Origin of the sequence: Cupriavidus neocaledonicus, from assembly GCF_000372525.1 — a bacterium.
GTDB lineage: Bacteria > Pseudomonadota > Gammaproteobacteria > Burkholderiales > Burkholderiaceae > Cupriavidus > Cupriavidus neocaledonicus.
In genome coordinates, this window is the sequence record NZ_AQUR01000106.1 from 213940 (window position 1) to 228632 (window position 14693).

The 14693-nt window shown below is 66.2% G+C and carries 14 protein-coding genes; 4 read left to right on the plus strand and 10 right to left on the minus strand.

The genetic code is table 11. The features are described 5' to 3' along the window. Positions 1-35: 35 nt before the first annotated feature. The 4 genes from A3AG_RS0126865 to A3AG_RS0126880 are packed head-to-tail and all read left to right on the plus strand — an operon-like array spanning position 36 to position 3760. Positions 36-734, plus strand: coding sequence for an RraA family protein (locus A3AG_RS0126865; protein ID WP_018008383.1), 699 nt, complete (start codon positions 36-38; stop codon positions 732-734). Further along, entirely contained in the window at positions 731-1663 is a 933-nt protein-coding gene (locus A3AG_RS0126870; protein ID WP_018008384.1) for an NAD(P)-dependent oxidoreductase, read from the plus strand. The genes A3AG_RS0126865 and A3AG_RS0126870 overlap by 4 nt, the downstream gene beginning before the upstream one ends. Positions 1664-1673: 10 nt before the next feature. Beyond that, positions 1674-2744, plus strand: a complete 1071-nt coding sequence (locus tag A3AG_RS0126875; protein WP_018008385.1) for a cyclase family protein — start codon at positions 1674-1676, stop codon at positions 2742-2744. Between the two features lie 32 nt (positions 2745-2776). Further along, positions 2777-3760, plus strand: a complete 984-nt coding sequence (locus A3AG_RS0126880; protein ID WP_018008386.1) for a tripartite tricarboxylate transporter substrate binding protein — start codon at positions 2777-2779, stop codon at positions 3758-3760. A 73-nt stretch (positions 3761-3833) separates the two neighbouring features. Here A3AG_RS0126880 and A3AG_RS0126885 read toward each other — a convergent pair whose 3' ends face one another. The 10 genes from A3AG_RS0126885 to A3AG_RS0126930 all read right to left on the minus strand — a co-directional run bounded on the left by A3AG_RS0126885 (position 3834) and on the right by A3AG_RS0126930 (position 14668). Next, complete coding sequence (locus A3AG_RS0126885) at positions 3834-5123, minus strand: haloacid dehalogenase-like hydrolase (RefSeq protein WP_018008387.1); 1290 nt, start codon at positions 5121-5123, stop codon at positions 3834-3836. Between the two features lie 91 nt (positions 5124-5214). Further along, complete coding sequence (gene eutC, locus A3AG_RS0126890) at positions 5215-6027, minus strand: ethanolamine ammonia-lyase subunit EutC (protein ID WP_018008388.1); 813 nt, start codon at positions 6025-6027, stop codon at positions 5215-5217. Positions 6028-6052: 25 nt separating this feature from the next. Continuing rightward, positions 6053-7435: an ethanolamine ammonia-lyase subunit EutB gene (locus A3AG_RS0126895; protein WP_018008389.1), complete on the minus strand. Its 1383-nt coding sequence runs from the start codon at positions 7433-7435 to the stop codon at positions 6053-6055. A 70-nt stretch (positions 7436-7505) separates the two neighbouring features. Continuing rightward, positions 7506-7682, minus strand: coding sequence for a hypothetical protein (locus tag A3AG_RS34120; RefSeq protein ID WP_018008390.1), 177 nt, complete (start codon positions 7680-7682; stop codon positions 7506-7508). Next, on the minus strand, positions 7637-8887 hold the full coding sequence (locus tag A3AG_RS0126905) for an amidase (protein ID WP_018008391.1): 1251 nt from the start codon (positions 8885-8887) through the stop codon (positions 7637-7639). Before A3AG_RS0126905 ends, A3AG_RS34120 begins: the two co-directional genes overlap by 46 nt. 45 nt (positions 8888-8932) lie before the next feature. Continuing rightward, complete coding sequence (locus tag A3AG_RS0126910; protein ID WP_018008392.1) at positions 8933-9955, minus strand: ABC transporter ATP-binding protein; 1023 nt, start codon at positions 9953-9955, stop codon at positions 8933-8935. An 18-nt stretch (positions 9956-9973) separates the two neighbouring features. Then, positions 9974-11044 (minus strand): ABC transporter ATP-binding protein, encoded by a 1071-nt coding sequence (locus tag A3AG_RS0126915; RefSeq protein WP_018008393.1) that lies wholly within the window; start codon positions 11042-11044, stop codon positions 9974-9976. A gap of 2 nt (positions 11045-11046) precedes the next feature. After that, the gene (locus A3AG_RS0126920; RefSeq protein WP_018008394.1) at positions 11047-11934 is read right to left on the minus strand and encodes an ABC transporter permease; all 888 of its coding nucleotides are present in this window, start codon (positions 11932-11934) and stop codon (positions 11047-11049) included. Positions 11935-11944: 10 nt separating this feature from the next. Continuing rightward, a complete protein-coding gene (locus A3AG_RS0126925; protein ID WP_018008395.1) occupies positions 11945-12895 on the minus strand; it encodes an ABC transporter permease in 951 nt (316 codons plus the stop codon). A gap of 138 nt (positions 12896-13033) precedes the next feature. Next, on the minus strand, positions 13034-14668 hold the full coding sequence (locus A3AG_RS0126930) for an ABC transporter substrate-binding protein (RefSeq protein WP_018008396.1): 1635 nt from the start codon (positions 14666-14668) through the stop codon (positions 13034-13036). Positions 14669-14693: the final 25 nt, after the last annotated feature.

The window sequence follows — 14693 nt, forward strand, 5'->3', positions numbered from 1 at the left end:
CGGTGGGATGCATTCGCACTTTCTCAGGAGCAACCATGTCCGCGCAACCGACCCTCCCTGATGTCATCCGTGATTTTGAACGCGTACCGGCCGAGATCGTCCGGCAGGCTTCGGAGTTCGCTTCATCCATTTTTGCTGACGTGGCCGGACGCCGCGGCGGCATGCACGGCCGCATTGCGCCGCTCAGCCCCACCAGCCGCTTCTGTGGCACCGCGCTGACGGTGGAAGTGCGACCGGGTGACAACCTGATGATCCATGCGGCCATGGCGCTGGCCCGCCCGGGCGACGTCATCGTGGTCGATGGCAAAGGCGACCAGAACAGCGCGCTGATGGGCATCATCATGGTCCAGCAGTGCATCGCGCTGGGCGTGACCGCCGTCGTGCTCGATGCCGCGTCGCGGGACGCCGATGAAATCCGGGATGCGGGCTTCCCGATGTATTCCGTTGGCACCAACCCCAATGGCCCGACCAAGTTCGTGCCGGGCCGGGTCAACCACCCGATCCAATGCGGTGGCGTCAGCGTATGCCCGGGCGACCTGGTGATCGGGGACGCCGACGGGGTCGTGGTCATCGAACGCGATAAGGCGGCTTCGCTGATCGCCGCCGCGGCCGAGAAAGTAGCCGGCGAGCGCAAGCGCATCGACGGAATCAAGTCGGGCAAGGCTTTGCGTCCGGCCTGGCTGGATGACGCGCTGCGCGCAGCGGGCGTGCTGAAGGCGGGAGAGGCACTGTGAGCGCCGCCAGCAAGCCTGTCATTGTGGTGACTGCGGCAAATCTCGCCCCGCAAGCCGTCGCCTTGCTATCCGATTACGAACTGATCTATGCCGGCAAGGCCGCCAGCGAAGAGGAAACGGCCGACCTGTGTCGCCGCCATGCGCCTGTGGCGATCATCGTGCGCACCAGCAAGGTGGGTGCGATGGCGCTCGACGCGGCGCCGTCCATCCGCGTGTTGTCCAAGCACGGCAGCGGCATCGACAACATCGACCAGCAAGCCGCGCAGGCGCGTGGCGTGAAGGTGGTGGCGGCCGCCGGTGCCAATGCTGCGGCCGTGGCGGAGCATGCCATGGCGCTGTTGCTTGCCTGTGCGAAATCCGTGGTGCACCTGGACCAGCGCACGCGCATGGGGCATTGGGACAAGGCGACACACCAGAGCCTTGAATTGAACGGGCGTACGCTGGGCCTGATCGGCCTGGGCGCGATCGGCCGCCGCTTTGCCCGCATGGCAACCGCCATGGATATGAACGTGCTGGGTTACGACCCCTTCGCTACAGAGGTACCCGGCGATATCCGTGCGGTCGGCCTGGATACGATCTGGCGCGAGTCCGATGTCGTGTCGTTCCATTGCCCGCTCACCGCCGACAACAAGGGCTTGCTGGGTGCAGACGCATTGTCGGCTTGCAAGGACGGTGTCATCGTGGTCAATACCGCGCGTGGCGGCCTGATCGACGAGGCGGCACTGCTTGCGGCGGTGGAGAGCGGCAAGGTTGCAGCAGCCGGCCTGGATTCGCTGGCACAGGAGCCTCCTGCTCCGGACCATCCGTTCTTCCGTCATCAGCAGTTCGTGCTGAGCCCCCATATCGGCGGCGTGACCAGCGACGCCTACGTCAACATGGGCGTAGCGGCCGCGACGAACGCGCTGGCGGTGCTCGGCGGGCAACACTGAGGAGCAGGGCATGGCGTCGACTCAACTTCGCTGGAAGCGGCAGCCCGAAGGCAGTCATTGGGGCGAATTCGGCCCGGATGACCAACGCGGCCGGATGAACCTGGTCGACCGCGCCAAGGTGCTGCAGGGTGTGGCGGAAGTTCGCGAGGGCGTCACGTTCTGCCTGTCGCTGCCGCTCGACTATCCGGGCGGGCAAACGATGAACGTTCGCCGTCAGCCACCGCGCCGCTTTGCCGTGCTGCGCGACGGCAAGAGCGCCGGGCAGCAAGGCTTCTGCTGGTCCTATCAGTCGGAAGACCCCGACTTGACCGATGTCGTCAACGACGACGTGGTGTTGATGAGTCTGCAGTACTCGACGCAATGGGACAGTCTTGCGCATGTCGGCAGCCATTTCGACGCGGACGGCGATGGCAAGGAAGAGCCGGTGTTCTATAACGGCTACCGGGGCGGCGAGGATGTCATCGCGGGCACTGAGATGCAGGCCACTGAACCGTGGGCGCGCTACGAGAATCCGGAAGCTCGCGCGCTGAGCATTGCGGTGCTGGCCGAGCATGGGGCGCAAGGGCGAGGCGTCATGATCGACCTCGAGCACCACATCGGCCGCAAGCGCAACGCCGTCGGTTATGACGCGCTGATGCGCATACTCGAGGCCGACAAGATTGCGGTCGAACCGGGCGACATGGTGTGCCTGCATACCGGCTTTGCGGACACGCTGCTGTCGATGAACAAGATGCCCGACCTGCGCGTGCTGCATGAAACCGGGACCGGGCTGGACGGCCACGACAAGAAGCTGCTCAACTGGATCACCGACGTGCGGCTTGCCTGCCTGCTGGCAGACAACCCGGCCGTAGAGCTTGTCGTGCCCAAGCCGTTGACGCCATCGCCGATTCGTGGGCCCCGGCTGCCGCTGCACGAGCATTGCCTGTTCAAGAACGGCATTCATCTGGGCGAACTTTGGCACCTGACGCCGTTGGCGCGGTGGCTGCGGGCACATCGGCGCAGCCGCTTCCTGTTGACCGCACCGCCGCTGCGCCTGCCCGGCGCGGTCGGATCCCCGGCAACTCCCATCGCTACCGTTTGATTATTCATCACATAAGAATCTGGAGTCGAGACATGTTCAAGCCCATCACTGCCCGGCTGCTTTCGCTCGCATTGCTTGGCCTCGGCATTTCGCCGAACGCCTCCCACGCCGCACCCGCAGCCTATCCGGACCGGCCCATCCGGCTGGTTGTGCCCTATCCCGCGGGCGGTGCCGCCGACACGGTTGCACGCACGCTTGCCGCGCCGCTTGGTGCCAAGCTGGGACAGACCATCGTGGTCGACAACCGTCCCGGTGCAAGCGGCGTGATTGGCGCGGGCGCGGTGGCAAAGGCCGCGCCCGATGGTTACACGCTGCTGCTCGATGCCACCGCGCATTCGGTCAATCCAAGCTTGCAGCCGCGCTTGCCATACGACACCGTTAAGGACTTTGCCCCCATCTCGCTGGTGGTGCTGGTGCCGAACCTGCTAGTGGTGCCGCCCGATTCTCCCTTCAAGTCACCGAAGGACATTGTTGCTGCCGCTAAGGCGAAGCCGGGCAAGCTGACCTATGCTTCAGCGGGACCAGGCACGGCACAGCACCTGGCGGCGGAGTTGTTCGGGCAGCAGTCGGGACTGAAACTGCTGCACGTTCCCTATAAGGGCGGCGCGCCGGCGCTAAGCGACCTGATGGGTGGCCAGGTCGACATGATGTTCAGCAATATGGCGGCGTCATACCCGCTAGTCGCGGGCAAGAAGCTCAAGGTGCTGGCCACGACGGGAACGAAGCGGTCTGCCGCGTTGCCGGACACGCCCACGATTGCCGAATCCGGCTTGCCGGGCTATCAGGTCTACGAATGGAACGGGCTCTTTGCCCCGGCCGGTACGCCACAGGCGATTGTCGACCGGCTCAGCGCGCTGACGCGCGAAGTGCTCAACTCTCCAGAGGTCTCTCAGCGGCTCGCCGCCATCGGCGCCGAACCGGCTGGCTCGCGGCCCGAGGACTTCCGCAAGTTCGTCGAGGGCGAGACCGCGAAATGGGCCAAGGTCATCAAGCAAGGCAGCATCCGGGCCGAATAACGATACTCAAAGTGAGCTGGCCGTAGCCGCGTCGGCCGATCCCATCGATCAGAGGATCGGCCGCTCCCGCCTGCTACTTCAACAACTTCCCTTCCTTCGCCCCCAGCGGCGTGTGTTGCTGTGATGCCACGAACGCACCCGCGTTGTCATCGCGTCCCTGCAGCAGGTACTTTGCATCAGGCTTGCCATAGCTTTGCACGGCCACGCCGGACAGCTTGCCGATATCGCTGGCGCGTAGCCGGTTGACGATCAGCACGGCGCGGGTGTCGGCGAAGTCTTGCATCATGTTCTGGTCGCCTTCGCTGTCGCCGGCGACAAACGTCGGGCCGTAGCCGTAGCGCGACACCAGGAAGCGCTCGATGGTCTTGGTCTTGCCCTTGCCCTGGGTCTGGTCGTAGCCGCGGCGGAACTCGGGCTGGATCACGCCTTGTGCATTGCGCTCCAGTTCCATCGCCAGCACGCGCTCGGCGGGGTTGTTGTAGCCATAGGCGGGATTGGAGGAGATCTCCTTGATCACATCGACGAACGACGCCGAGCAGACCCAGACATCAAAGCCCGCATTGCGCATCTTGCCGTAGAGATCCTGCATCTCCGGCACCAGCCTCAGGCCGTTCTTCCAGCTTACCGACACGACGCCGGCGCGGCCAGGCAGGGCGGCAGGGCTGGTCCATTTCACCTTTTCGATCGGCTGCGCGAGTTGCCAGGTGACGGTATCGGCCGTGAGTTGGCGCACCTGCGCCTCGGTCATGCCTGCGAAGTGGTAAGTCACCCACGGATAAGCTACCGCGTGATCGAAGCTGTCGCCGATGGCCTCATACAGGTAGCGCATCTTGGCGATGAAGTTCTGGTAGTGCGGAGTGGCCTTGACCTGCTCGAGCGACTGCGTGCCATTCAGCCCGCGGTAGTTCTGGTAGAGCCAGGTGTAGCTCTCGATGATGTCCGGCGCCACCTTGTCGATGTTAACCGGCTGGCCTGCGGCATTGTTGAACGGCGCGTTGAAGTCCTTGCCCGGGATGTTGACGCGGATGGCGGTGTCGAGCTGCTGCGGCGTGGCGCCAAAGCGCAGGTTCTCCAGCTGGTAGACCAGCACGGCCTCCTCGATGTCGAGGAAGATGCTGGTGTTGTCCCAGTCGAACACCGCATATGGCGGCTTGCGCGCATCGTAGGTGGGACTGTCCTTGCCATAGGCGGCGATCATGGCTTCGATGCGGCCACGGTTGAAGGCGTCCCAATTGCCCTGGATTAGCGGCTGGGCGGTGCCTTGGACCAGCGCGGCGGGTGCGTTGAGGGATTGCGTGGCGCAGCCGCCCGCGGCGAATGCGGCGGCCAGCAGGGATACGATCAACAGGCTCTTGTGCTTCATGGCGATTCCTCTTCCTCGTTGTTGCGATGAGATAGCAAAACGGCACGGCAATGCCCGGCCGCCTGCGTGAGCGGCCGGATCGACCGGCTTGTCAGTCCGTCTGTGCGCCGGGCGCTGAGCCCGATGCGGACAGCGCGCCCGGCGCAGGCTCAGGTAGCGCCGCGTGCTCGCTGTCGTCCTTCAGGCCCACGCCGCTGAACCCCAGCGCCAGCGCGCCGCGCAGCAGGAAGGCGAGCTTATCGGCGGCCTGCGCGTAGGGCAGACCTTCGGGCCGCACATTGGAGATGCAGTTGCGCTCGGCATCGCTGCGGCCGGGCCGCGGGTCATGGGTGAGATAGATGCCGAGACTGTCCGGCGAACTCAATCCGGGCCGCTCGCCGATCAGCATCACCATCTGGCGCGCGCCAAGCAGGTGGCCAGCCTCGTCGCCCAGCGCCACGCGCGACTGCTCGGCCACCACCACTGGCCCGATGCGATAGTCCGGCAGGCGCTCCCGTGCGTGCAGCAGCAGTGCCACGCCATGGCGTTCGGCCGCAAGTGCGGAAAGGCCGTCGGCGATCACGAACACCACGTCGGGTGCTTCGGCGGGCCGCGCCTGCGCCAGCCGCGTACGGCTGGCTTCGTCAAGCTGGCGCCCCAGGTCGGGGCGGCGCAGGTAATGCTGGCGGTCCGGCGCGGCGCTGTGGGCGGCCACGCTGCTCAACCCCGCGTCATGCAGGGCTTGCTCGATGGCCGCGCGCGCCAGCGGCAGGTGCACGGCATCGCGCGCCTGCGCATGCGCCAGCCCGAAGGCGAGCACCGCCTCCGTGGTCTGGCTGTGGCCCGCGCGGCCCAGCGCGATGCGCGCGGCGGTGAACTGGCGCAGGCGCTGCCAGGGATTGTCTTGGATCAGTTTGCGGCTCATGGCTTGGGGGGCGCGCTCTGTCGGCTTACAAGCCGTGGGCAAGTTGCAGCAATGGCTGGCGCTCGGCGAGCTCAAGCAGCCGCCCGTCCTCGCCAAGGATGCCCATTGCCTGCAGCCACGCCTCGAATTCCGGCGCGGGGCGCAGGCCCAGCACGTCGCGCAGGTAGAGCGCGTCGTGGAAGGAGGTGCTCTGGTAGTTCAGCATGATGTCGTCGGCGCCGGGCACACCCATGATGAAGTTGATGCCGGCCGCGCCGAACAGCGTCAGCAGCGTGTCCATATCGTCCTGGTCAGCCTCGGCATGGTTGGTGTAGCAGACATCGCAACCCATCGGCACGCCGAGCAGCTTGCCGCAGAAGTGGTCCTCCAGCCCGGCGCGGATGATCTGCTTGCCGTCGTACAGATACTCGGGGCCGATAAAGCCCACCACGGTATTGACCAGCAGCGGCGAGAACGCGCGCGCGACCGCATAGGCGCGGGTCTCCATGGTCTGCTGGTCCACGTCGTGATGGGCGTTGGCGGACAGCGCGCTGCCCTGGCCGGTCTCGAAGTACATTACGTTGTTACCCACCGTGCCGCGCGCCAGGCTTTGCGCGGCCTCGTGCGCCTCGGCCAGCAACGCCAGGCTGATGCCGAAGCCCGCGTTGGCGCGCTCGCTGCCCGCCACGGACTGGAACACCAGGTCCACCGGCGCGCCCTGTTCGATCGCGCGCAAGGTGTTGGTGACGTGTGTCAGCACGCAGGACTGCGTGGGCACGTCGTAGCGGCGGCGCAGGTCGTCGATCAGGCGCATCAGCGTGACGATGGCACCGAGGTTGTCGGTGGCGGGGTTGATGCCAATGGTGGCATCGCCGCAGCCATACGGCAGCCCGTCGATCATCGAGGCGGCGATGCCGCGTGCGTCGTCGGTGGGATGGTTAGGCTGCAGCCGCACAGACAAGCGCCCGGGCAAGCCGATGGTGTTGCGAAAGCGCGTGACCACCTGGCACTTGTGCGCCACCCTCACCAGGTCCTGGTTGCGCATCAGCTTGCTGACCGCGGCGGCCATCTCGGGCGTAATGCCCGGCGCCACGCGCGCGAGCACGGCGGAATCGGTCTCGTGCAGCAGCAGCCAGTTGCGAAAGTCCCCCACGGTGAGCGACGCGATCTCGCGAAAGGCCTGGGCGTCATGGCGGTCGACGATCAGGCGCGTGACCTCATCTTTCTCGTAGGGCACCAGCGCTTCGCTCAGGAAATGTGCCAGCGGCACTTCGGCCAGCGCCATGCGCGCGGCCATGCGTTCCTCCTCGCTGGCAGCCGCCAACCCCGCCAGGTAGTCGCCCGAGCGTGCCGGACTGGCCTTGGCGAGCAGGGTTTTGAGATCGGCGAACAGGTGGCGCCGCGAGGCAACGGTGTGGGCGAAGGCCATGATGCGCCTCAGTCTGCGGGGTCAGCCACGGGTGCGCTTGCCTGCGGCCCGCTGCCGTGCAGGTCGCCAACTACGACAGATGCCGCCCGCGCCAGTGGTAATGCGCGTAGCCCGCCGCCAGCACGCCTGCATAGATCAGCGCGATCAGCGGGTTGAACCAGGTCATCGCGCCCAGCGCGACCACCGCGCCGGCCAGCGCGATCAACGGGAAGACCGGGTAGAACGGCGTGCGGTACGGTCGCGCCATCTCCGGCGCGCTTCGCCGCAGGCGAAACAGGCTAGCATTTCGGCCACGGCGATCAGACTGCGGTCGCGCCCCTTCGGTCCAAGCAGGGAAATGCCGAGCGGCGCGCCCTGGCGGCCTGACAGAGGCAGAGTCAATTGCGGGAACCCGGTCAGCGGCGCCAGGCACAGCGATTGCGCAGCGGCCGTGCGATAGTCTTCCAGGGCCTCCGCCGGTGCGGTCCGCAGCGGGGCAATGTCCGGCATGGTCGGCAGCACCAGGATGCTGTCGTGCCCGAGCATGCGGCCCAGGTGTGCGGTGAACGCGTGGCGTATCGTACTGGCGTGCTCGAACTGGTCGCGCGTGACGCCCTTGCTGAACTGGAATCGGCCGGCCACGTCGGGGCCGAGTTGCAGTGCAAAGTCCTCGATCAGTGGGCCGTCGGCTTGCCAGGCTTCCCACCCCTGCACGTACCGGAAGGCCCAGTACAGCTCGGACAGGGGGCGGTCGGCCACGTTGACAGGCATGGCCGTGCCAAGTAGGGACTCGATGCGGGCAACGGCTGGCGTGAGCGCCGCGCGTGCCTCGGGCGTTGGCAGTTCGAAGAGGTCCGCGGCAAGCAGCAACTTCGGGGGCGCGGCCAGCGGCTGGCAGTCGTTGCCGAGCAGTACGTCGGCGACGCGTGCGAATGTGCCGATATCGCGTGCAAAAAAGCCGCAGGTATCGAGCGACGCGCTCAACGGCATGCACAGCTCCAGCGTGACACGGCCGTGCGAGGGGCGGATGCCAAACAGGCCGCAATGGCTGGCCGGCGCCCGGATCGAGCCTCCGGTATCGGTGCCGAGCGCGAAATCGCACAGGCCGTGCGATACCGCGGATGCCGATCCCGACGAGGAGCCGCCTGTAATCCGGTCTGGCGCTGCGCCGTTGTAAGGGCCGCCATAGTGATAGTTCTGGCCATTCATCGAGAACGCGAGTTCATCGGTATGGACCTTGCCCAGGAACGCGGCACCGGCATCGAGCAGACTGCATACCGCCGGCGCTGTGGCCGTCTTGATGCCGGAGCGCGCCAGTACATGCGGGTTGCCGCCGCCGGTCGGGTATCCGGCTACATCGAACAGATCCTTGACCGCGAACGTCAGCCCGCTGAGCGGCCCCTGCGCCGCGTTGGGAACAGGTGCCTCGGGGTAGGGCAGGAAGGCGCGGGACGGATGGGTGGCCAGGCTCATGGCGGTCGGGTTCCTTTTTCCGGTGAATACTGAAGCCTGAGGGACTCAGGCGGCCTCGGCCGCGGCGCGCGCGGAGACGAGGGTGCAACTGACTTGATGGCCGTTGCCGAGCGACACCGCGCGCGGCACGTCGGCCAGGCATTCGGGGCGGGCGTGCGGGCAGCGCGGCGCGAAGGCGCAGCCCGGCGGCAATGCCGCGAGATCGGGCGGCGCGCCGCCGATGGATGGCAGCCGCTCGCCGCGATGCATGCCGTGCTGGCGGCTTTGCAGCAGCGCGATCGTGTACGGGTGGCGCGCTTCGCGCATCAGCGTGCGGATCGGACCTTCCTCGACAATGCGTCCGCCATACATCACCGCGACGCGGTCGGCGATTTCCACCGCGGCGCCTATGTCGTGCGTGACAAAGACGATGGACAGGCCCAGTTCGCGCTGCAGTTCGCGCAACAGGATCAGTACCTGGATCTGCACCGTGGCGTCGAGCGCCGTAGTGGGCTCGTCTGCCAGCAGGATCTGCGGCTGCGCGGACAGCGCCAGCGCGATCATCGCACGTTGCCTCATGCCACCGGACATTTCATGCGGATAGGCGGCCAGTCTGCGCTCCGGGCTCGGGATCCGTACGGCTTCCAGCGCCTTGAGCGCGAGTTGCCGTGCTTCGGCCTTCGATACCTTGCGATGTGTGCGGATGCACTCGATGAGCTGCTGGCCCACGGTGTAGACGGGATCCAGCGCCAGCAGCGGTTCCTGGAACACCATCGCCACGGTGCCGCCGCGAAGTCGCGCCAGTGCCCGCTTGTCCAGCTTTAGCACGTCCTGCCCGGCGACCCGGATGTCGCCGCTCATCTTCGTGCGACGCGGCGGGTGAAGGCGCATCAGCGCGCGCAGCGTGACGCTCTTGCCGGAACCGGACTCGCCGATCAATGCGACGGCTTCTCCCGTGGCAACATCGAGCGACACGCCATTGACGGCCTGGATGGTCTTGCCGCTGCCCGCGAACGTCACGCGCAGGTCCCGGAGTGAAATGGCGGGGATGGCGGGGATGGCGGGGATGGCGGGGGTATTAGAGGGCATGGTCATCTCCGGCCGGGTTCAGTGTGCGGCGTCATGCAGGCCGGGCGTCATGCGGCGCAACGGCTGCGAATGGCCGCCATCGGGCATTGCCATCAGGCAGGACACGGGGTGATCCGCCAGCGCATGCGACAACGCCGGTGCGCGGCGGGCGCAGACGGGCTCCGCGCTGGCGCAGCGAGGATGAAAGCTGCAGCCCGATGGCGGGTCGATCGGGTTCGGCGGGTCGCCGGCCAGCGGCGCGGCCAGGGTGCGATGGTCGGGGTCCATCGACGGCATCGATGCCAGCAGCGCGCGCGTGTAAGGGTGGGCGGGGTGCCGGTAAATGGATTCGGTATCGCCGACTTCCACGACCTTGCCCAGGTACATCACCATGACCCGGTCGCACAGGTAGCGGATCACGTTCAGGTCATGGCTGATGAAGACGTAGGTCAGGTCGAACTCGGCCTTGAGATCGAGCAGCAGGTTGAGCACCTGGGCCTCGACGGACTTGTCCAGCGCGGATACCGCTTCGTCCAGGATCACCAGGCGCGGACGCAGCGCCAGTGCCCGCGCGATATTGACGCGCTGGCGCTGGCCGCCGGAAAGCTCGTGGGGGTAGCGCCCGGCAAAGCGCGACGGCTCCAGTCCGACGCGGTTCAGCAGGTAGCGGGCCCGCTCTATGGCTTCGCGAGCCGGCACGCCGTGTACGCGTGGCGTGAAGGCGACCGATTCCTCGATCGTCAGGCGCGGGTTCAGCGACGAGTAGCTGTCCTGGAAGACCATCTGCACCTGGCTGCGGAAGGCTTTCATCGGCAGCTGCGGCGAGCCGACGCCCTGCGCGTCGAAGATCAGTTCGCCGCTGTCGTGGGGAGTCAGTTGCATCAGCAAGCGAGCCGTGGTGGATTTGCCGCAGCCGGATTCACCGACCACGCCGAGCGTTTCGCCCTTGCGCACGTCGAAACTGATGCCATCGACGGCGCGCACCACGCCCGCCCGGCGCAGCGGGATCGCCGACTTGAGCGGGAAGTGCTTGACCAGATCGCGCGCGATCACGAGCGGCTGGGCCGGACCGCCAATATCGGCGGCGGGGGAGACGAGCGTATCGGTCATGTTCAGTCCTTGATTTCCATGGCCGAACGGATGCCGTCCGCCAGCAGGTTGAAGGAGATCGAGGTCAGGAAGATCATGGCGCCGGGCAGCGCGGCCACCCAGGGTTGGGTGTAGATCGCCGTGCGCAGCGTGTTGAGCATCAGTCCCCATTCGGGTTCCGGCGGCTTGACGCCGAGTCCGAGGAAGGACAGGCCGGAGGCCAGGATCATCGATACCGAAATCAGGCTGGTGGCATAGACGAAGATCGGGCCGAGCACGTTGTTGAGCACCTGGGCCCGTACGATGGTCAGTGCGGACGCACCCGAGGCGCGGGCCGCATCGACGAACTCCCGGCTGCGTAACTGCGTGGTCACGCTTTCCGCTACGCGCACGATCTGCGGCACGAACACGATGGTCAGCGACAACAACGCATTGCCTACGCCGGCGCCGAGCGTGCCGGACAGCGCGATGGCCAGCAGCACCGACGGAAACGCGTACAGCACATCGGTCACGCGCATGATCACCGTGTTGGTCCAGCCGCCGGCGTAGCCGGCGACGATGCCGATGGCGCTGCCGATCACGAATGCCAGCAGCACCGGCGTGATGCCCATGAACAGCGAGAGCCGGCCGCCGAGCATCAGGCGCGACAGCATGTCGCGGCCGAGCTCGTCCGTGCCGAGCAGGTGGTGCTCCGTACCGACCGGCTTCAGGCGTTTCAGGATCGACGAGGCATAGGGGTCGGCCGGCATCAGTGCCGGGGCAAATACCGCCATCAGCACGAGGGCGATCAGGATCAGAGCCGCCGCCATGGCGACCTTGTTGCGCAGCAGCCGGCGTACGACCGTGGCCCAGTAGCCGGGAGAGCGTTCGATCACCAGCGGCGCGACGGATTTGTTGAGCGTCATTTCCATGCGGGGCTCCTCAGGTGCGCTGGATGCGCGGGTCGAATACCGTCTGCAGCGCATCGACGAACAGGTTCAGCAGCACAAAGAACACCGCCAGTACCAGTATCGTGCCCTGCAGCAGCGGGAAATCGCGCTGGAAGATGGCCGCGTTGAGCAGGAAGCCGGTGCCCGGCCAGGAGAACACGGTCTCGATCAGGATCGAGCCGCCGAGCAGATAGCCAAGCTGCAGGCCCATCACCGACAACGCGGTGGGCGCGACATTCTTGACCACGTGGCGGAACACGGCGAAGTCCGACAATCCCCGCGCGCGCAGGCCGACGATGAATTCGTTGGACAGGATTTCCGCCACGAGCGCGCGGATCGTACGGCTGACGATTCCCATCGGGATCACAGACATCGTCACGGCAGGCAGAAGCATGTACTGGACGTGCGCCCAGTCCCACGTCCAGGCGCCGGAGCCGTCCGGCCCCGCGCCGGTGGCGGGCAGCCACCCGAGCAGCACGGAGAAGGCGATCACCAGGACCATGCCGAGCCAGTAGTGGGGAATGCTGACGCCGAGCACCGACAGGAACGAGGCAATGCGGTCGGCTACCGAATCGCGCAGGTAGCCCGCCACAAAGCCGAACAGGCTGCCGAGAGCGAAGCCGATCAGCGTGGCCACCGCCGCGAGCCGGATCGAGTTGACCACGGCGTGCGACACTTCAGTCATCACCGGCCGGCTGGTGGCGATGGAAGTGCCCAGATCGCCGTGCAGTGCGCGGCTAAGCCAGTGCACGAATTGCTCGAGGAATGGCTTGTCGAAGCCATACAGCGCGGTGAGCTGCTGCCGCAGTTCTTCGGAGGCGTCGGGAGGCAGCACGGACACAAGCGGATCGCCGGGAGCGATGTGGACCAGCGAGAAGCAGAGCAGCGCGACCCCGAGCAGGATCGGAAACGCATAGAGAACGCGGTGGAACAGATAAGTCATGGTCTGTGCCCGTCGTGTGGGTGTCATGCGCTCCCTGCCCGTGCGGGCAGGGAGGCGGGGGCTGGACGAGGCGTGGCGAGTCCGTCCCCTTCGGCGCTCTCCTGCTGTGCGAAAGAGAGCGGGTGCCGGGTTCCAGGCTCAATCCATCGACATCGTGGCGATATCGATGAACCAGCTTTGCGGCTGCACCACGCCCTTGACCTTCTTCGAGATAGCACGGGGACCGACGTCGTGCGCAATCAGCACGAACGGTGCTTCCTCGACGATGCGGGCGTGCAGCTTCGCCAGCGCCGCGTCCCGTGCCTTGGCGTCGAACGACGTGCGTGCCGTCTCGATCAGCTTGTCGAATTCGGCGTTGCCGAAATAGCCCCAGTTGTTCGAAACCGGGGGCTGCGTCTTTGTGCTGACAAAGCGGACCATGGCAAAGAACGGATCCATGGCGGCAAAGCTCACGTTGATGGCATTGGCACCGTGCGCGCTTGCGTCCTTGGTGCCGACGCGCCAGTTCGTGAACAGCGCGTTCCATTCGACCACATCGAAATCGACATCAAAGAAGCATTCCTTCAGGTTCTGCTGGACATACTCGTTCATTGGCAGCGGCTGCATCTGGCCGGAGCCGGAGGCCGATATCTGTACCTTGACCTTGAGCGGCCTGGCCGAGGAGTAGCCCGCTTCGCTCATCAGCTTGCGCGCCGCATTGGCGTCGTACCGGATGTCGAACTTCGGGTTGCCCCACCAGGGATTGCCGGGCTCGACAATGCCCTTGGCCTCCGCCATATAGCCGCCAAGGAGCGCCTTGAGCTCGGAGCGGTTCACGCAGAGGTTGGCGGCTTCACGCACACGCTTGTCGAGCCAGGGTGAGTTCGGTGCGAACGACAGCTGCCACGGCCACACATGGGGCTGGGCGTTGGCGTAGACGTTGAATCCGCGGCTCTTGATCTGGGCGATGGCGTCGGGGGCCGGTGCCTCGATCCAGTCGACCTGGCCAGACAGCAGTGCCGCGGTGCGTGCATTGGCTTCTGGCATCGGCACCATCACCACCTTGTCGATGCGGGGCACGCGCTTGCTGTCCCAGTAAGCAGCATTCTTTGCCAGTTCAAGCCGCTCGCGCGGCACGAATCGCGTCATCTTGAACGGGCCCGTGCCCGACGCGTCGGCGGCGAACGCGACCCACGCCTGCTTGCTGCGCTCGCCCGCATCGGTGACCGATGCGGGGACCGCGGCGTACTTTTTCTCCCACTGCGCGGGCGACGCCATGAACAGGTTCGACAGGTTATACGGCAGGAAGGAGTCCGGCTCGGACGTGACCAGTTCGACGGTCAGGTCGTCGATCTTCTTCGCACTGCGCAGCGTAGGCATGCGCGAAGCCGTCACGCCCACCTGGCTCGGATCGAACTGGCGCGCCGTCTTGTCGAGGACCTTGTTGACGTTCCACACCACGGCATCGGCATTGAACGGAGAGCCATCGTGGAACTTCACCCCGGGGCGCAGCTTGAAGGTCCACCTGGTCTTGTCCTTGTCCTCGACCTTCCACTCGGTGGCGAGATCGGGAATCAGCAGGCTGGGTCCGTTGCTCTTGGACAGGTCCCATTGCGTGAGTGCGTCATACATGGGAATGCCGGTGAAGCGGTTGCCCTCGAAGCCCTGATCGGGCTGGCCCAGCGTGCGGGGGATATCGGCGGCGGTCATGCCGATGCGCAACACCTTCTCGGCCATCGCGGCCCCGGGCAAGGCGAGCAGCGAGAGCGCGACGGCCGCGGACACGGACCGCATTGCAGCGGAGAAACGTTTCGCTTGG